This window comes from Levilactobacillus sp. LN180102 (assembly GCF_050106635.1).
In the GTDB taxonomy this organism is placed as follows: Bacteria; Bacillota; Bacilli; order Lactobacillales; family Lactobacillaceae; genus Levilactobacillus; species Levilactobacillus brevis.
Genome location: NZ_JBNIIX010000003.1, coordinates 14,603 through 31,833 on the forward strand (window position 1 = coordinate 14,603; position 17,231 = coordinate 31,833).

Sequence of the window (17,231 nt, forward strand, 5' to 3'; positions counted from 1 at the left end):
GGGAAAAAGGAACGAAAAAAGATGCTAAGGATCGAGATAATTAAGGGGCATGGCAAACGGCCCAATTATAGAAAATCAAGTAGCGCTAAAGAAATAGACAATGTGCCGGATACGTTTAGAAATCGGAAGAGTAAGAAGAGCGTATCAATTAAAAATGGACACGGTCCTGGTATGAGGGCCGCGTCCATTTTTATAATAGGTAATGATGGTTGAGTGTAGCCTGCTACAATTCGAGAAGGTTAATCTTGGTAAAGAATTGTTTGCCACCAGTCTGGTAGCAACTGTGGTATTCAGGAAAAGCATCGTCAACCAGCACAAACCGTTCATCTTTTCCGAGAAAACGGATGATGATATGCCAATTGAATACTATAGTCGATATACGGTTGGTGGCCAAGCCTTCAGCACGTTAATTGGTAGCGTTCATGACTAGGTGGGGTGAATAATGCCATATAAAAGGACGAGAAAATCCGATTTTCTCGTCCTTTTTACTAGTCAGTTAATAACGGCGATCCAAGACAAATGCGCGTCCGTAATCTTGCGGTAGGACTTCTCGAAAACCTAATGACGCATAGAAAGCCTGTGTTCGTGGTTCAGAATCAGTGATTAGTACGGTTTGACCAATCGCTGCATGTTGGTTTAAGAAACGGTGAACTAGGGTCGTACCAACTTGTTGGCGCTGTTTAGCCGGCATCACCAGAATATCTTGAATGTAAAGAATGGTGTGATTATCAGTGATTCCGCGAATCAGCCCGATTAAGTGACCTTGTTCGGTCGCCCAGAGGACAGTCGAATGGTCAAAGGCCGCTAAGGTATTGGCTGGGTGTTGTAGATAAGCCGACCAACCGACACTTCGGTAAAGTGCTAGGAGGTCATCATTCGTTACTTCGGTGGGACGTGATTGCGTGTATTTTATCATTTTATTTTAACCTTTCCTTGGCATTAACTCAGCAGAAAGGATCAAAACGTTTTTTTGTCATCAGCTATCATCTCTTTGATGCCCTAGTATACACGCGGGTTACAGATGAAACAACAAAAAATTAAAATAAGATGAGGAAACGTGACGGCTATTGTAAGCTAGGATGATCGTTGTGCTTTATTCCAATAGAAATTTCGTCGTTAGTGCCAACACCGATTGACGAGCAGCGCCGTCTAAGCCGTGACTAGCACCAGGAATCAAATGTAAGTCGCTTTGTGAATAACTAGCATGATAACGTTTAGTGGCAGTATCACTGACAACTTAATCATTAGTCCCGTGAATCAGACAAACGGGACCGGTGAATCGTTGGGCCGTTTCGTAAATCGGTAAGGCCTGTGCCGTACGCAGATAGAATCCGCCGAGCACGTGGGTGGTATCTAATGGCAGTTTTTCCGGGATATGATCGGGATCGTAGGCGAGGCCACGCGTTTGACCAGCTAAAGCGTCGGTTTTAAGCGTAGCTGCTGGTGCTAACAATACCAGTCGATGAATCCAGTCAGGATAGTACCCAACGAGCATGCTTGCCACTACGCCGCCCTAAGAGTGGCCTAGTAAGTCAATGTGCTTAGGTTCTAATCGGTGGTGAACCGCGGTGAGCACGGCTTGGGCATCGGCGATTTCGTTGAGAACGGTCATATGCGCAAAGTCCCCATCGCTTTGACCATGACCGTTAAAGTCAAACCGTACGGTGCTAATCCCCACGGTTTGTAGCCGGTTAGCCAATTGATTTAACAAGGATGTTGGGGCATAGCCGCGATTCCCAGTAAACCCATGCATTAAGATAGCAATGGTGCCATTAGGCTGAGTAGCCGGTTCGTAAATGCCAGCCAAAGTGAGACCGTCACGTTGGACGTTAAACTCCATATTCAAGATCCTTTCTTAATTGGACGAGCTGTATGAATAGGATCAGCATAACCGAAGTTAGTCTAAATGACATTTATTTTATAGTTGAAAATACCAAAAAACGCCACCCAATCTTAACTTACCGAGTGGCGTCTTCCAGTTCTATTCTGCTAGTTTATGCGTTTTACGATGCCAATTCAAGTAGGCTGCGGCCCACACGATCAGCAGTAGGGCGACCAGATAATAGCCCACCTGACTGAATTCCAAGTTTCCCAGCCATAGCCACATCCCACTGGCTTTCTTCATGAGGCTGACGCCCACTTGGAGCAATTCAATATTGCCAATCATAAAGGCGGCAATGACCGAAATCGCGGTAACGGTCAAGTTATAATGTCGTTTGCGTTCCGGTGTGGCAAATGCCCACTGGTAAGCACCAGTCATCATAACAGAGTCCGTGGTATCCATGAGGTTCATTCCGGCAGCGAAGAGCAGCGGAAAGGCAGCCACGCCCCAACCAACCGCCGTTTGCGCATGGCCTGCCGAGAGGGCAATCAAGGCAATCTCCGTGGCCGTATCAAAGCCGAGGCCAAAAAGAAAGCCAATCGGATACATTTGCCAGCTATGATTAATCAAGCGAAGGAGTGGCGCTAAAATTCGCGTTAGGAAGCCCCGTTGTTGTAAGAGCTCGTCCGTGGTGGTAGCTGATTGACGAGTTGTTCGATACAAGTTGATAAAGATTAACAAGTTCGCAAAAGCTAAGATTAACAAAAAGCTCCCAGATACCAAGCCACCGATTCGACCGCCCAGACTTTCTAAAATCGGTAGGTGTTGTTTAACTAAAGGCATCGAGATGCTGACGACTAAGATTAAGAGACACACTACCGTGGAATGGCCCAGCGAGAAGTAAAAGCCCACTCCCGTTGCGGGTTGGCGCTGATTCACCAGCTTGCGAACGGTATTGTCAATGGCGGCAATGTGATCGGCGTCAAAGGCGTGACGGAGGCCCAGTGTGTAAGCCAGTAAGCCGAGTCCCCAGAAAGTTGGCTGTTGGCTAGCGGCGAGCCAAAGACAAAGAAGCGCGATGGCATGTAGCAAAAAAGAGAGAAGATAGTAGGGAAGCGCTGCGGTAAAGATCAGCTTTTTCATTGAAAGAAACGTCCTTTCTAAAAATAAAAAGCAGGTTGCCTGATAAAGCCGGGCGACCTACTTTTTCAAAAATAACGAGTTAGAGCTTATTGGAAGACGCCCTGATAGAGGACGGCTGCCGCAATCGCACCAGCAATTGGCGCGACGATTGGCACCCAGCTATACCCAAATTGGGAGCTGCCTTTATGCGCAAATGGCCAAATGGCGTGGAGTAACCGTGGGCCAATATCTCTGGCGGGGTTCAACGCTGGACCAGTTGGCCCCCCAAAGGAAATGACTAAACACATGACTAAGAAGCCTAAGCCGATAAAATCCGCCCGTGGATCAAGTTTATCTGCCGTCATACTGATGGCCCCCAACACAAGTAAAAAGGTTCCAATAAATTCGTTAATGAACCCATTTAACTTGCTGTCAGCGGCATCAATCGTGGAAAAGGTTCCCAGGATGGCTTCTGCGTCGGTTGTTTTGTCGTAGTAAGGCTTGTAAGCCAATACCAAAGTGAGTTGACCAATGATGGCCCCCAAGACTTGTGCCACGATGTAGGGCGCTACTTCGCCCCAAGGGAAATTACCCGTAACGGCCATAGCCAGCGTCATGGCAGGATTAATTTGCGCACCCGATACGGTGGCAAACATTAAGGCAGGGATCATGACCCCAATACCGTAGCCAAAGCCAATTAAGACCCAACCACCGTGATAACCTTTGGTACCCTTTAACTCAACGTTAGCGACGGAACCGTTACCCAAGGCAACCATGATAGCCGTCCCAATAAATTCTGCGATACAACGAACCAATAAAGAATAATGCATGTAAATTCTACCCCACTAAAACTTTCTCTTTTTGTGCTGCCGAAAGCGTTTGATTCATCCGACCACTGGAGAACCCTTGTAAATCAACAGTAATATAATCATACCCCAACTGGCGCAAGTTTTCAGAAACTTTTTCATTTTGAGCAACTAATTGTGAAAGTTGGTTAACTGGGACTTCAATACGGGCAATTTGATCGTGGACCCGAACCCGAACGGTAGCAAAGCCTAAGCTACGTAAATAAGTTTCAGCGGCCATGACGCGTTGGAGCTTTTCACTCGTTAAGTCTGTGTTGTATGGGAAGCGAGAAGAAACAGAGCAAGAGGCTACTTTGTTCCAATTAGTTAGTCCTAAGCTTTGAGCCAATTCGCGAACCTCGCGTTTATAGAGGTCGGCTGTTTGAAGTACGGAGACGGCACCGGCTTCGTCACGTGCACGCAGACCGGGCCGGAAGTCAGCATTATCATCCATAATCATGCCATCTAATACGGCATCAGCATTGAATTGGGTCGCTACTTGTGTCATGGCTTGGTAGAACATCTGCTTCATGGCGTACCAAGATTCAGGGGTGTTGTGCTTGATCTGATCATTAGCCAAGTAGTCTAATTGAATACCGGTAACTTGTGCGCCCATGCCCTTGGCTAGTTGACCAGCCATTTCGTATTCTGCATCTAAGAAGAGTTCGGAGTTGGCAACGACTGCGAGGACATTATCGCGGCCTAAAACATCTAAAGCCTCTTTCAAAACAACGGTCGAGTCAATTCCGCCAGAGAAACCGACTACGACCCGGTTGTAAGTTTTTAAGGTATTTTGTAAAGTTGTTTCTTTATCAGCTAAAGTCATCATAATTGATTATCCTTTCTGTTCCATAGTGGTAAGTTCATTTAAAATCTTGGCCTGTAAGTCAGCCATAGTCAGTTGATGAGTGGTTGCCAATTGTCGCAAATCATCATGTTCTAAGGTACGCTTGGTTGTGTTATGGTAGCGCAGATATTTGACATGAATCGGTCCGTAGCTAGTCGTGACTAACTTGATCTGGCGATTCATGATGGCACGGTGAACGTGGTGGTAACGAATTCCGATCGCTGGGGTGGTTGTTAGCAGATAGGTCACAATGGCGGCTTGTTGTTGGGGAGTAATCAAACAACAAAGTTTGTAAGCCGGGCGTCCTTTTTTCATGACAATGGGTTCACTCCAAGCATCCTTTGCACCGCGATCTAACAGTCCCGCAATCGTATCGGCTAGTTGTTGGCCGGTGATATCGTCAAGGTTAGTTGCTAACAGCGTGACGTGATCCTGTTCTTGATTGACCGTTTGCTGGCTTAACTGGGAATTTACCAGTGTGGCCCGTAACGCATTTAGGCTGCCAGTCTCACGTTTACCAAAACCGTAGCCGGTCCGTTCAATAACGCCGTCACTGGTCGTGTCAAAGGCCGTGGCACAGCATTTGACAATGGCCATGCCGGTGGGGGTAATCAGCTCCGTATGCGCATCGAAACGTTGATGAATCGGAATGGCAGTTCCAATCCGCATCTGCATGACAGCCGGTACTGGGACGGGAACGGTGCCGTGAGCAATCTTGATGGTGCCGCTCCCGTCAGCTAGATTATTCACAATGACGCGGTCAATGCCCATCAATTCCAAGGCGATCGCCGCGCCGACCATATCGACGATGGAATCAATAGCGCCCACCTCATGAAAATGAACGTCTTCTAAAGACTTATGGTGAACGTGGCCTTCAGCAATTGCGACCTGCTCAAACAGCGCAGTGGCCCGCCGTTTAACGGCGGGGGTTAATGTACTTTGCGCAATGAGCTGCTTGATTGTTGCAAAGCTCCGGCCGTGATGGTGACCATGTTCTGTAATGCCATTGTCTTTAACCTGGTGGTCGTCTAAGATGACATCGAAGTCAGTGCCTTGAATGCTTGAGCGGCTACTAGGGGTGACGGTCAAATGGTAACCGGTCACTGGTAGTTTCTTCAATTCGGTTTCAAAGTCTGTTTGAGATAATCCGAGATCAAATAGCGCCCCTAGGAACATGTCACCACTGATGCCCGAAAAAGCATCTAACACTAATGTTTTCATGGCCGCTCCTCCTTCACGAGATGGTTAATCATACTGGCATTGTAAGCCGCGCCGAAGCCATTATCGATGTTAACAACACTGATACCAGCCGAACAGCTATTGAGCATTGACAAAAGTGGTGTGAGACCGTTCAGATGGGTGCCATAACCGACACTGGTTGGCACGGCAATCACTGGCCGATCGACTAGGCCACCGACGACACTAGTTAAAGCGCCCTCCATGCCGGCGATGACGATCACAACGTTGGCTTGGCGAATGAGGGGTAATTTGGCAAATAACCGATGAATTCCGGCTACGCCAACATCATAGACACGTGTTACCTGGTTGCCGAAAAGTTCTGCAGTCACAGCAGCTTCTTCAGCCACTCGCATGTCGGAAGTGCCGGCCGTGACAATGGCAATATTTCCGACCGCAGGTAAGGCGTGGGCGGTTCGGACTAACGTCTGTGAGGTTTGGTCATAGGCCAATTCAGGTAGTATTTCTTGGACCGCCGCTGACTTTTCAAGATCGACTCGTGTCACGAGGATGGGTTGTTGGCGTTTCTCCATAGCTTGAACAATGCCCACAATCTGTTGCGCGGTTTTGCCAGCGCCATAGATCACTTCAGGGTAACCAGTTCGTTGTGTCCGCGCCGTATCAATCTTGGCGTAGGCTAGGTCATCAAACCCGGTATCGCTGACCTGTTTGGCAGCTTGCTGCGGTGTGAGTTGGTGGTTAGCAACTTGTTGGAGACAAGTTAATAAATCAGTTGATGCCATTATTATTCATCCTTTACGATTACGCCAAGACCATCGGGAATGACCGTCACTCGGGCCGCAGTTCCTTCACGGTTGAAGGCGCTGGCGAGTGCGTCATCGATTGAGGTTGCCAGTTCCATATGCATGTTTGTGATGAGACTGGGTTCAACCAAGTCAGAAACCACAATCACGTGGTGGTTAACCAAGATCCGGGCCAGAATTTGTGAAGTCCATTGGTCCGGTACCGTTTCTAAGCGCGGTGTGTTAATCGCCTTATCCAAGAATTCTTGGGGATCGGCGACGTCAGCAATGTTGTGGTAAAAGCCGTCACCACCATGACCATCACGACAGCCAGCTACGATGATAATCGTCCCGTTTTGCTTATTAGTGGCTTCAGCGGCCGTCATGCCCTTAACTGCTTGATAGATATTTTGATCGAGTGGATAACCACCATTAGTGGTGATGGCAATGTCGCTCTTAATGGCCTTAACACCAGCTAACTCACCAACAAAATCCGTTCCCTGTTTATGAGCCGCTTCAAGGTCGCCGGCAAAGGAGCCAATGATGTGCTTGTCTTCATCCAAAACCACGTTCAAAATAAACTGTAAACCTGCTTTTCTGGCGGCGTAGACCATATCATGGTGCACCATGTTGTGGTGAAGGTTCCCGGTTCGAGAGTGCTTGTCGTTGATAAACTCACCGGAGTGGTTAGCCATGATCGTCTTGTAAGAAGAAATACCCGGCAAGACGGACTTGCGCCCACCAGAGAACCCAGCGAAAAAGTGGGATTCAATGAAGCCTTCGGAGATCAATAGATCGGCTTCTTCGGCCACCTTGTTGATAATGAGGTCACCGCCAGAAGGAAGCTTACCAATTTTCACCATGTCTTCATCAACTTGAGATTTATGCATAACAATTTCTTCGTTGGCCACAATCTCTTCGCCATATTTGGCGATTAATTCGGCATGCGTTGAAGGTCGGTGGAATCCAGTTGCTACGAGAATGCGAATCCGCGCCTCTGGTGCTACTGAGCGCAAGCGCCGAAGTAAGATTGGCGTGATGATGTGTGAAGGAACGGGCCGGGTGTGATCAGAGCTGATAATCACAATATTTTTCTTTCCCGTAGCCAATTCTTCTAGGGAAGGACTACCGATAGGGTTGTCTAACGACTGTTCAACCAAGTCTTTTTCAGAGAGGCTGGCTTGATAGGTCGCTGCTTTGGATACCAAGGTGCCGGCTAGGTTGGCATCGTTGATGTGTGCCGTAACCGATCCGTGGTCATAAGGGAGCTTAATGTCTGCCATAATCTAATCAATCTTCTTTCTTTCAAAGGTACAGTTAGCAATCATAAACGTTTCATTTTCGTTTTCATTGACAATCCTCACTATGAAAGTGAATAATCGGATATCAATAGCCAGTGTCATTACCAAATGTTAAGGCGAAGGGGTATCCTTTTTCGCTAAGATAGGACTTTGCTAACGATAATTAATTTTGGAAGGAGTACCGCTTTTGCCGAATAAAGATATTGATGATCTGGTCCGCTTCTTAAAGGACAAACAGATTTCGACGATTACGAAGAAGTATCACAGTTATTTAACCTTCCACGGTCTGAAGGCCGCTAATGTCTTTATTTTGAAAGAAGGCATCATTAAGACGTCCGTTATCTTGCAAGACGGACGTGAATTTAACATTTCTTATATCAACCAACCTGACGTTATTTCACTGTTACATGACGAAGCTTTGCAATATGATGAGCAACCTTTTAACGTCCGCATTGAATCGGAGACGGCGACCTTTTATCAGGTTAATCGGGTAGAATTTTGGCAGTACGTGAATGCCAAGTCAGAGTTACAGAACTACGTTAAACAGTATTATCGACACCGATTATCAGAAACCTTTGCCCGGATTCAACGACTCACCATGAACGGTAAGATGGGGGCACTGGCTAATTTCTTACATGACATTGCTGAGAAGTTTGGTCGGGATCTTCCCGATGAGGCCGGCGTGTTGATTGACTTTAACGTGACGAATGAAGATATTGCTGGGTTCTGTGGCATTGCTAATCAAACCAGTGTTAGCCGTATGATGCGTAAACTTAAGCTTGAAGATATCATTGACTTTGGCATGAGCAATGATGGCAAACGCCGAATTATCATTACCAATATGAAAAAATTAGACGACTACATTGCCTATTAATTTTGGTAAAAAAAGCTACCACAACCATTCACGTCGATTGACATGGATGGTTACGGTAGCCTTTTTTGTGATGAAATGAACGATTGATGATTAGTGCGTGAACCCGTATTTTTTAGGTTGCGGATCACTATGGAAAACGATGTGTGCTTGGTCGAGATCGTGAATGGCTTGGGTTAGATCATCAATAAAGTCGTGGGCCATACTCATACCAAAGTCAGCCCGAACCACGATCCGTTGAATAACGCGGTCCGTCATGTTTTTTGGTAAGGGATAGGTGGGAACCTGCCAGCCCTTCATTAATAACCGATCGGATAAATCGTAGAGGGTCCATTCGCGATCAGAATCGGCAGTGAGTTCATAACAGATCAGCGGTAACTCGTGGCCGTCATTAATGAGGGAAAAGCCCCCTAATTTAGTGAGCGATTTCGCGAGATAGCGGGCAACGTCGTGAGTTTTTTCTTGAATTTCACGATAGCCATCAAAACCAAAGCGAATAAAGTTGTAATACTGACCGATTAATTGGGAGGCACTGTGGGAGAAGTTGATGGCCATCGTAGGTAGTTCACCACCCAAGTAGCTGACCTTAAAGACCAGCTCTTTTGGTAGATACTGTTGGTCACGCCAGATTACCCAGCCGACTCCGGGATAAACCAAGCCATATTTGTGGCCGGAGGCATTGATGGAAATCACGTTGTTTAAACGGAAGTCCCACTTGAGCTCGGGTTCAATAAACGGCGTGTAAAATCCGCCGGAAGCGGCATCGACATGGATATATACCGGGAACTTAGTCGTCCGATTGTACCGCTCTACAACGGCATCTAATCGGGCTAAATCGTCGTATTGTCCAGTATAAGTGATGCCCATAATGCCAACGATACCAATGGTGTAGTCATCCACGTAATCTAACACGTGATCGACATTCAAGGACATGTGGTCATCGTCCATGGGAACGACATGCATGTCGATGTCCCAATAGACACAGAATTTTTCCCAACAAACTTGATAACCGGCTGAGATGACAATATTAGGTTGATGGGCAGTTAAGTCAAGACCGTTCGCTTTGGCGCGCTTACGCCAAGCAAACTTCATCGCCAAACCGGCCAGCATGCAGGCCTCGGAGGAACCAATCGTCGAGGTGCCAGTGAACGACTCAGCTTCTGGAGCATGCCAGAGGTTGGCAATGATATTAACGCAACGATTTTCAATTTCAGCGGTCCGAGGATACTCGGATTTATCGATGGCGTTTTTCTCCAGTGTATCTTTCATGAGTTCAACCGCTTCCGGTTCCATGTAAGTCTGACAGAACGTGGCGAGATTCAGCCGCGAGTTTCCTTCATCCAATAGTTGATCGCGAACCAATCGATCGGCTTCACGGGGCTCGAGCGCGTGCTTTGCCAATTTATATTTGGGGAGGTCGTGGCGTTCAGCGCTGGCCCCGAAGATTGGTTTGAGCGTCTCATCTGTTTCATGCGTGTGTTTTCCATACAACATAGCCATAGTCAGTCACCCTTTCTTTAGAGCGAGTATAGCATGGTTGGCAATGGGGGTAAATCGATTGGCGATTAATTAGTCAGGCATTAAGCTATTAAAGGATGATGCCTTTAGCCTGTAAATTAGAGCGGCAGACTTGGAGGTAGGCGTCATCGTGTTCTGGATAAATGGGGGTAGTCAAGGGGATCGGAGTAAGATCGGTGTACGGTGCACAGTGTTTGCCGCGATAGGTGGGATCAAACCAGTGATGATCTGGGGTATAGCCGCGTTCTTGCATGGTATGCAAGACGAGTAAGTGAAATTGATATAATTTGTAGGGAGAGTGGTCGAAGACGTAATCGACGGTCGCGTGTTTCCGGCCCCAACCATTGCCGCGCAATGCTGCGAGTTCACGGTGTTGCCCCAATAGTTGTTGGCGCGGTAATTGGGGAATTAAGTATTCATGCCACAGACGCATAGTCGGCCTCCTTAGAGTTCTTGAATGAGTCGAGAGTTTAACAGGTAGTCAACTTGGTAGGTGTGCGCAAGTTGTTTCAGAAAGGGCCCTAACTGGTCGTTATCAGGTGTTAAAGTTGCAAGTAATTGGAGATAGGTGGCCCGTTCTGCTGGGGTACAGCGTTTCTTGAAATACCCCCAGACATGTTGGTAGGCCGTGGTCAGCGTCTGTTTTGTGGGCGTTAATGTGTTAGCAGTCGCAAGCAATTGCGAGAACGCCTGTTGTTTATCGGCGTTCCAAGCGTTATTTTTAGCTAAGGCTCGGCCTTGATTATATAGATGCTGTGATCGAGCCATCAGCCAATATTTATTGATCGCCCAAGTGGTTTGCCAGGTTGTCAATGGCCGTCATCTCCTCAGTTAAATGGCTAGTTGTATTAAATCATAGTTGGGGGAAGTTAGCGACTCTGCAACTGAAGAAAAGCCCCCAACTGGTGATATCAAAATAAGGACTTCCGAACCAATTAATCGGAAGTCCTTGCTAGTTTTAGTTGCGGTTAATGCCGATCAACTTTAATCGTAGTTTAAATGTTTATCTTGATCTAGACCGTTAATTTCAGCAATTTCATCAGCGGTTAAGCTAAAGCCGGAGATTTCGAAGTTTTCCTTAACGCGAGCTGGTTTTGAGGACTTAGGAAAAACGACAAACCCGGTATCAATTTGCCACCGCAAAACAATTTGTGCCGGTGACTTACCGTACTTTTCTGCGAGCTTAGTAATCACGGGATCTTCGAGGATTAAATGACCGTGACCAATTGGTGAGTACCCCTCGTTAACGATATCGTTATCCGTATCAAATTGACCTAAATCAGCCTGAACTTTGTATGGGTGACGTTCGATTTGATTGACCATAGGTTTGACGGTTGCCATCTCAAAGACCTGTTTTAGTTGATCTTCAGAGAAGTTAGAGACACCGATAGCGCGAACTTTCTTTTGTTGATACAGAGTTTCTAGCGCCCGCCACGTATCTAAAGTTAACTCGAAGTCGTCTTCATTTGGCCAGTGAATCAGGTATAAGTCCAGATAGTCCAATTGTAAGTCGCTAAGTGTTTGGTCAAAAGCGGCTAGGGTCTTATCGTATCCTTGATCGGCATTCCAAACTTTGGAGGTGATAAACAGATCAGATCGGTCAATCCCAGAGGCCTTGATTGCTTCACCAACAGCTGGTTCATTGCCGTAAATGTGTGCGCAATCGAGATGCCGGTAGCCGGCATCTAAGGCCGTCTTTATTGCTGCTGGAACGTCCTTGCTGTCAATTAAGTAAGTACCGAAGCCTAACATTGGGATGGTAACGCCGTTGCTTAATTGTGTCGTTTCCATGTAATTACCTCGCTCTTTCAATATTTTGAATTCCATGACATAAGTTCATGATACACCAGTGCGCCGGGAGTTTCATGGATGGTGCTTCATTGTGAAGAGGTGGCGAATAGTTAGGGGGAGGGTGTATAGTTTTAGTTAAGAAGCCCTGCGTACTAAATAAGGATATTGAAAGCTAGGGGACGCTGGGCGTCACTAGCAGATAGGAAGGCGAGCGATATGTATAAAATTATGACGGATTCTGAATGCGGATTACCGAAGGCCTTTTTAAATCAGCATGAGGTGGGGGTTGTCAGATCTTTTGTGCAGCTGGAAGACCACCAGTTTGGCGACTATTTTTATAATCAACAGAATATGGCGGCCTTTTACGACACGTTAAAGCGCGGGGAGCATCCGATTACGTCACAAGTCAGCATCGGCGAGTACGTCGCGGCTTTTGAGAATATTATTGCACAGCACACACCGATTATCTTTATCGGCATGTCGAAGGGGTTAAGTGGGTCATTTAATAGTGCCAATCAAGCTCGAGATATTCTGTTAGAAAAGTATCCGGATGCTAAGTTAATGATAGTGGATACTTTGGCAGCTTGTGCTGGGGAAGGTTTATTAGTCATTAAAGCCGTCCAATTGCGTCAGGCGGGGATGTCACTAGACGAGGCGGTGACCCAGCTCAATGCTTGTCGCTTGCAGGTGCACCATTTCTTTACGGTGGCCAATCTTAAATTCTTGTATCAAGGCGGGCGCCTATCTAAGCGGGATGCCATCTTGGGTGATATGTTGCATATAAAACCTATTTTAGATGTGGATGCCCAGGGCAAACTACGCGTGATTAAGAAAGTCAGAACGAGTTCTCGGGCGGTTAAAACATTAGCCGATATGATTCTAGCGGATATTCAGGCCGATGATCAGACGGTTCTAATCTCAACCAGTGGGGACTGGGAAGCCGCCGAGATGGTCCGAAAGCAAATTCAGGGGGCCTCTCCCAAACTTAAACTCATGGTGACGCCAATTGGGCCAACAATTGCGAGTCATACTGGTTATGGTTGCTTAGGCGTCTTCACTATGGGAAAGACACCGCGGCAATAGGCTCAGATAATTCTAGTAATCAAGATGAGCTTCGGTTAGCCTATAAAAATTGGGCTATAATAAATCTATATTTGGTATATTTAACGAATGGAGAAGGCATAGATGACGAAAAATGATGAAAAAGCCCTAGATTTTCATTTATCGAATCAACATCATATGAAGATTCCTTGGGAGGCATTTGTAAAAGATGAACAGGTCCCAGCGCGAGAGGCATCCTTGCAGGATCGTGCCTCAATTGTGGGAAGAATTGGTATTCTCATGCTCTCATGTGGAACCGGTGCTTGGCGAGTTCGTGATGCGATGGATAAGGTGTCGCGGAGTTTAAATTTAACGTGTTCCGCCGATATAGGTCTGATTTCACTATCCTTTACGTGTTTTAGCCGGCAAGGCAGTTATTCGCAGGTCTTGTCGCTACCCAATACGGGGGTTAATACAGATAAATTAAATATTTTAGAAGAATTAGTTGGGAACTTTCAAAAAGACTTTTCCTTTCTAACCGTCGATGAGATCTATGAGTTGATTGATAAGATTGAGAGTCGACCGAAAAAATACTCGGCCTTTGTTTCTGGCGCAGCTGCGGCATTGGCCTGTGGCGCCTTTATTTTTCTCTTAGGCGGGGGTTGGCCGGAGATGATATGCTCGTTTGTTGGCGCAGGCTTGGGTAACTTCACTCGGGCCAAAATGGGCAAACAAAAAATCACGACACTGGCCAGTACTGCTGTGGGGGTCGCCATTGCTTGTTTAACGTACATGGCGTGCTTTAGGATCTTAGAGGTGGCTTTTCAAGTTTCGGCCCAACATGAAGCTGGATATATTGGTGCCATGCTCTTCGTTATTCCAGGCTTTCCCTTTATCACCAGCATGTTGGATATTTCTAAGCTAGATATGCGCTCAGGGCTGGAGCGGCTAGCTTATGCGATAACGATTACCACGGTTGCGACTTTAGTCGGCTGGCTCGTTGCGTTACTCTTCAATTATCACCCTGAGAATTTCATTCCGTTGGGATTATCGCCATTATTACTGTTATTATTACGATTACCCGCTAGCTTTTGTGGGGTATATGGCTTCTCGTTGATGTTTAATAGTTCACAGAAAATGGCGATTGTTGCCGGCTGTATTGGGGCGGTTGCTAACACCTTGCGACTTGAACTGGTACAGTTAACGACGATGCCACCAGCCGCGGCAGCTTTCTTTGGCGCGCTGCTAGCCGGCCTGATTGCTTCAGTGGTCAATCACTACAATGGGTTTCCCCGAATAACCTTGACGGTGCCTTCAATTGTGATTATGGTGCCAGGATTATATATCTATCGCGGTATCTATAATATCGGCATCAACGAAATTGGAACGGGAGCCTTATGGCTAACGAAGGCCGGATTGATTATTATGTTTTTGCCAATTGGCTTGTTTGTCGCACGTGCTATTTTGGATCGCGAGTGGCGCCACTTTGATTAAGATTGGTATAGCAAAAGGGCTTATGCTACTTAAAGGAATGTTTTTGATATTCAGTCAAAGATATTTCCCTGCACTAGAATATTAATAGCAAAAAAATAGTTCAATCATCAAGGGATGTCTATTATAGGCGTCCCTTTTTGTGAGGAAAAAGATAAAATAAAAACTGCTAGCCAGAAAGCTAACAGTTCAATGCCATCACCGCTATTTATTTTTGAACCCAAAGTAAAAGTCATTTTATGGCCTTGTGTGAGAAAAATAAAAAAATTGATTTGATAGGCTTATTCTATGATATATCACCAATGGACCCTACCGGATTTGAACCGACGACCTCCTGCATGCGAAGCAGGCGCTCTCCCAACTGAGCTAAGGGCCCAAAACTTACCCATTAAGTATAGCACTTTACTGCTAAATGTTAATGGGTAAATCGGCAGCTTACTGATGCCGAAGTCGCTTGAGTAAGTGTTGCCATAAATTTTGACTATCCGTTTGCAGCATGAGCCGTTGATATTGACGGCCCACGTACAAGGCAAAGAGACCGATCGTAGCCAATAAGATAGTCAGTGAAATGAATTGTTCGCCCCAATTGGCCGTGTTGTTAATAATCCGCATGGGCATGAAATAGGACGAAAAGAAAGGAATGTACGACAGAATCTTAACCGCCAAGGCGTCCAAGTTATTTTGAAAAGGGAAGGCTGCAAAGAAAGCTAGCATACTCAGCATAACGACCGGTTGGGCAGCCTTGGAAGCATCTTCTGCTTTGGCGACCAGTGCGCCACTATAAGCGGCGAGAATGGTATAAATCACAACGCCTAAGAACAAGAAGAGCAGGTTGATATTAAAGAGGTTATGGATAACGCCGTTAATGAGGGCCTGGTTATCGGCCAACAGTGGCTTCAATGCGGCATTGTTCACGGCAATGGAATAGCCGGCCCAACCACCTAGTAGGTAGATGCCAATTTGGGTCAAAATCACCAACATGATCCCAGCAATTTTACCCACAAAATAACTCGTTGCCGTGGTGCTGGAGAAGATGATTTCCATAATCTTCGTACCTTTTTCGGAAGCAATCTCCTGGGCCGTGATCGACGAATAGGTGATAAGGATGATGTAGATCATGGTAATTAAAATCCAAAAAGAGATGGTTCGAGTTAAGTTAGTCGTGCCAGCCTTAGTGGCAATATGTTGCTTAAAGACAGGTGTTCGAGCTAACAAACGTTGTTGCTTGGCCGTCAATTTGGCATCTTGATAGTTTTGCGCCTGTTGGTACTGACTGAGAAAGTTTTGTACTTGAGCTTGTGTCCCACTGGAAAGAGAATTGTTGCCGTGGTAGTCGGCGCGAATCCGATCAGTAGTAGTGGAAAGGGTCAAGTAACCCGCCAAATGATTTTCCCGCATGGCTTTTTTTGCCTGCGTTGGTTGGGTGATTTTACGGTTGACGCCAGTGGCATGCTGCTTCAAGTAACTCTGACGTAGGGTAGCCGAATCACTAATCACAGCGATTTGCTTACTGCTGGCAGCGCTATCGGCACTGACGTAGCTAATGCCTACCGTTAGAGCGATCATCAAGAAGGGGCTAATTACCATGAAGAAAAAGCTCCAGGATTTAATTTGGCGTAAGTAGGTTTCGAGGGTCACAATCCATGTCTTTTTCATTGATCTTCCCCCACTTTCAAACGGAAAATTTCATCAAGGGTTGGCGGCTGTTGGCTAAATTCTTCAATATAATGACCTTGTGTCAAAGCGTCAAAGATGGCGGGGCCAGCATTAGCGTCATCTAGATGTAGAAGATAGTGGTTGGCGTGTCGTGAAGTGACCTGTGTAACGTGTGGGAGTGTTGCTAAACGTTCAGAGGTCCAGTCCGTCGTGACATACAGTTCGGTCTTGCCGAATTGGTTACGGACGTCTTCTAGCGTTCCATGCAAGACGATATTGCCCTTACGTAACATCACCAATTGATCACATAGAGCCGTGACATTTTCCATATCGTGGCTAGAGAAAATAATCGCTGCGCCAGCCTGTTTGGCGGTGAGAATCGCCTGTTTTAATAAATCAGCGTTGACGGGATCTAACCCACTGAAGGGCTCATCCAAGATTAGCAGTTGGGGGTGATGGATCAAGGTACAGATTAACTGCACCTTTTGTTGATTCCCCTTAGACAGGTCTTTAATTTTACTACGCCGGGTACCCTTAACGGCGAAGCGGGCCAACCAGTCATCAATCTGTGGCCGAATGATTTTGGCAGATTGACCTTTGAGACGGGCCAAGTAAAGTATCTGCTGTTCGATGGTGAGCTTGGTCATCAGACTGCGTTCTTCGGGTAGATAGCCAATTTGATCGAAGTCGGTCGCTGTGATGGCGTGACCCTGCCACTGAATCTGTCCCTCGTAGTGAATGAAGTTTAAAATGCTGTGAAAGGTTGTGGACTTACCGGCACCGTTTTACCCGATGAGGCCCAAAATTTGGCCTTGTGGGACGTCAAATGAAATGTCATTTAGCGCTTTGACGGGGCCAAAAACCTTGCTAATGTGCTGAATGCTAAGCATCATGTACGCTCCCCTATAAATTGATGACTTTATTATACGCGAAGCACGCGTTGAAGC

General features: G+C 46.5%; 15 protein-coding genes, 1 tRNA gene and 2 pseudogenes. 3 read left to right on the top strand and 15 right to left on the bottom strand.

What is annotated here, in order from left to right; genetic code table 11:
- Positions 1-496: 496 nt before the first annotated feature.
- The 8 genes and pseudogenes from ACP4IT_RS02525 to larA all read right to left on the bottom strand — a co-directional run bounded on the left by ACP4IT_RS02525 (position 497) and on the right by larA (position 7,898).
- Positions 497-916 (bottom strand): GNAT family N-acetyltransferase, encoded by a 420-nt coding sequence (locus tag ACP4IT_RS02525; RefSeq protein ID WP_024855472.1) that lies wholly within the window; start codon positions 914-916, stop codon positions 497-499.
- 177 nt (positions 917-1,093) lie between these two features.
- Positions 1,094-1,840 (bottom strand): annotated as a pseudogene (locus ACP4IT_RS02530) (alpha/beta hydrolase).
- Between the two features lie 141 nt (positions 1,841-1,981).
- On the bottom strand, positions 1,982-2,965 hold the full coding sequence (locus ACP4IT_RS02535) for a HoxN/HupN/NixA family nickel/cobalt transporter (protein ID WP_024855473.1): 984 nt from the start codon (positions 2,963-2,965) through the stop codon (positions 1,982-1,984).
- 86 nt (positions 2,966-3,051) lie between these two features.
- Positions 3,052-3,774 (bottom strand): MIP/aquaporin family protein, encoded by a 723-nt coding sequence (locus ACP4IT_RS02540; RefSeq protein ID WP_011668538.1) that lies wholly within the window; start codon positions 3,772-3,774, stop codon positions 3,052-3,054.
- A 7-nt stretch (positions 3,775-3,781) separates the two neighbouring features.
- Complete coding sequence (gene larE / locus ACP4IT_RS02545) at positions 3,782-4,618, bottom strand: ATP-dependent sacrificial sulfur transferase LarE (RefSeq protein WP_011668537.1); 837 nt, start codon at positions 4,616-4,618, stop codon at positions 3,782-3,784.
- Between the two features lie 6 nt (positions 4,619-4,624).
- Positions 4,625-5,857, bottom strand: a complete 1,233-nt coding sequence (larC, locus tag ACP4IT_RS02550; RefSeq protein WP_011668536.1) for a nickel pincer cofactor biosynthesis protein LarC — start codon at positions 5,855-5,857, stop codon at positions 4,625-4,627.
- Positions 5,854-6,615 (bottom strand): nickel pincer cofactor biosynthesis protein LarB, encoded by a 762-nt coding sequence (gene larB / locus ACP4IT_RS02555; protein ID WP_011668535.1) that lies wholly within the window; start codon positions 6,613-6,615, stop codon positions 5,854-5,856. Before larB ends, larC begins: the two co-directional genes overlap by 4 nt.
- 2 nt (positions 6,616-6,617) lie before the next feature.
- The gene (gene larA / locus ACP4IT_RS02560; RefSeq protein WP_141267978.1) at positions 6,618-7,898 is read right to left on the bottom strand and encodes a nickel-dependent lactate racemase; all 1,281 of its coding nucleotides are present in this window, start codon (positions 7,896-7,898) and stop codon (positions 6,618-6,620) included.
- A 205-nt stretch (positions 7,899-8,103) separates the two neighbouring features.
- Here larA and ACP4IT_RS02565 point away from each other — a divergent pair, with 205 nt between their 5' ends.
- Positions 8,104-8,790 carry a Crp/Fnr family transcriptional regulator gene (locus ACP4IT_RS02565; protein WP_011668533.1) on the top strand — a complete coding sequence of 229 codons (687 nt, stop codon included), beginning with the start codon at positions 8,104-8,106 and terminating at the stop codon, positions 8,788-8,790.
- A gap of 90 nt (positions 8,791-8,880) precedes the next feature.
- On the opposite strand, the gene ACP4IT_RS02570 is transcribed toward ACP4IT_RS02565, so the two are convergent.
- From ACP4IT_RS02570 to ACP4IT_RS02585, 4 genes are all read right to left on the bottom strand, one after another.
- Positions 8,881-10,281, bottom strand: a complete 1,401-nt coding sequence (locus tag ACP4IT_RS02570; RefSeq protein ID WP_024855475.1) for a glutamate decarboxylase — start codon at positions 10,279-10,281, stop codon at positions 8,881-8,883.
- A gap of 94 nt (positions 10,282-10,375) precedes the next feature.
- Positions 10,376-10,738: a TIGR02328 family protein gene (locus tag ACP4IT_RS02575; protein ID WP_024855476.1), complete on the bottom strand. Its 363-nt coding sequence runs from the start codon at positions 10,736-10,738 to the stop codon at positions 10,376-10,378.
- Positions 10,739-10,749: 11 nt separating this feature from the next.
- Positions 10,750-11,118 carry a YbgA family protein gene (locus ACP4IT_RS02580; protein ID WP_011668459.1) on the bottom strand — a complete coding sequence of 123 codons (369 nt, stop codon included), beginning with the start codon at positions 11,116-11,118 and terminating at the stop codon, positions 10,750-10,752.
- Between the two features lie 171 nt (positions 11,119-11,289).
- Positions 11,290-12,096 (bottom strand): aldo/keto reductase, encoded by an 807-nt coding sequence (locus ACP4IT_RS02585; RefSeq protein ID WP_024526463.1) that lies wholly within the window; start codon positions 12,094-12,096, stop codon positions 11,290-11,292.
- A 216-nt stretch (positions 12,097-12,312) separates the two neighbouring features.
- Between ACP4IT_RS02585 and ACP4IT_RS02590 the strand changes: the two genes are divergently transcribed.
- Positions 12,313-13,179: a DegV family protein gene (locus tag ACP4IT_RS02590; protein WP_011668457.1), complete on the top strand. Its 867-nt coding sequence runs from the start codon at positions 12,313-12,315 to the stop codon at positions 13,177-13,179.
- Between the two features lie 102 nt (positions 13,180-13,281).
- Entirely contained in the window at positions 13,282-14,631 is a 1,350-nt protein-coding gene (locus tag ACP4IT_RS02595; protein ID WP_024855477.1) for a threonine/serine ThrE exporter family protein, read from the top strand.
- Positions 14,632-14,931: 300 nt separating this feature from the next.
- On the opposite strand, the gene ACP4IT_RS02600 is transcribed toward ACP4IT_RS02595, so the two are convergent.
- The 3 genes and pseudogenes from ACP4IT_RS02600 to ACP4IT_RS02610 form a co-directional block, all read right to left on the bottom strand.
- Positions 14,932-15,004 (bottom strand) — tRNA-Ala (locus tag ACP4IT_RS02600).
- Positions 15,005-15,063: 59 nt separating this feature from the next.
- A complete protein-coding gene (locus ACP4IT_RS02605; protein ID WP_024855478.1) occupies positions 15,064-16,284 on the bottom strand; it encodes an ABC transporter permease in 1,221 nt (406 codons plus the stop codon).
- Positions 16,281-17,174, bottom strand: a pseudogene (locus ACP4IT_RS02610) (ABC transporter ATP-binding protein). Before ACP4IT_RS02610 ends, ACP4IT_RS02605 begins: the two are co-directional and overlap by 4 nt.
- Between the last annotated feature and the right edge of the window lie 57 nt (positions 17,175-17,231).

Coding starts and splice junctions, on each gene's coding strand:
- ACP4IT_RS02525 (WP_024855472.1), bottom strand. CDS start 916: ATGATAAAATACACGCAATCACGTCCCACCGAAGTAACGAATGATGAC.
- ACP4IT_RS02535 (WP_024855473.1), bottom strand. CDS start 2,965: ATGAAAAAGCTGATCTTTACCGCAGCGCTTCCCTACTATCTTCTCTCT.
- ACP4IT_RS02540 (WP_011668538.1), bottom strand. CDS start 3,774: ATGCATTATTCTTTATTGGTTCGTTGTATCGCAGAATTTATTGGGACG.
- larE (WP_011668537.1), bottom strand. CDS start 4,618: ATGATGACTTTAGCTGATAAAGAAACAACTTTACAAAATACCTTAAAA.
- larC (WP_011668536.1), bottom strand. CDS start 5,857: ATGAAAACATTAGTGTTAGATGCTTTTTCGGGCATCAGTGGTGACATG.
- larB (WP_011668535.1), bottom strand. CDS start 6,615: ATGGCATCAACTGATTTATTAACTTGTCTCCAACAAGTTGCTAACCAC.
- larA (WP_141267978.1), bottom strand. CDS start 7,898: ATGGCAGACATTAAGCTCCCTTATGACCACGGATCGGTTACGGCACAC.
- ACP4IT_RS02570 (WP_024855475.1), bottom strand. CDS start 10,281: ATGTTGTATGGAAAACACACGCATGAAACAGATGAGACGCTCAAACCA.
- ACP4IT_RS02575 (WP_024855476.1), bottom strand. CDS start 10,738: ATGCGTCTGTGGCATGAATACTTAATTCCCCAATTACCGCGCCAACAA.
- ACP4IT_RS02585 (WP_024526463.1), bottom strand. CDS start 12,096: ATGGAAACGACACAATTAAGCAACGGCGTTACCATCCCAATGTTAGGC.
- ACP4IT_RS02590 (WP_011668457.1), top strand. CDS start 12,313: ATGTATAAAATTATGACGGATTCTGAATGCGGATTACCGAAGGCCTTT.
- ACP4IT_RS02595 (WP_024855477.1), top strand. CDS start 13,282: ATGACGAAAAATGATGAAAAAGCCCTAGATTTTCATTTATCGAATCAA.
- ACP4IT_RS02605 (WP_024855478.1), bottom strand. CDS start 16,284: ATGAAAAAGACATGGATTGTGACCCTCGAAACCTACTTACGCCAAATT.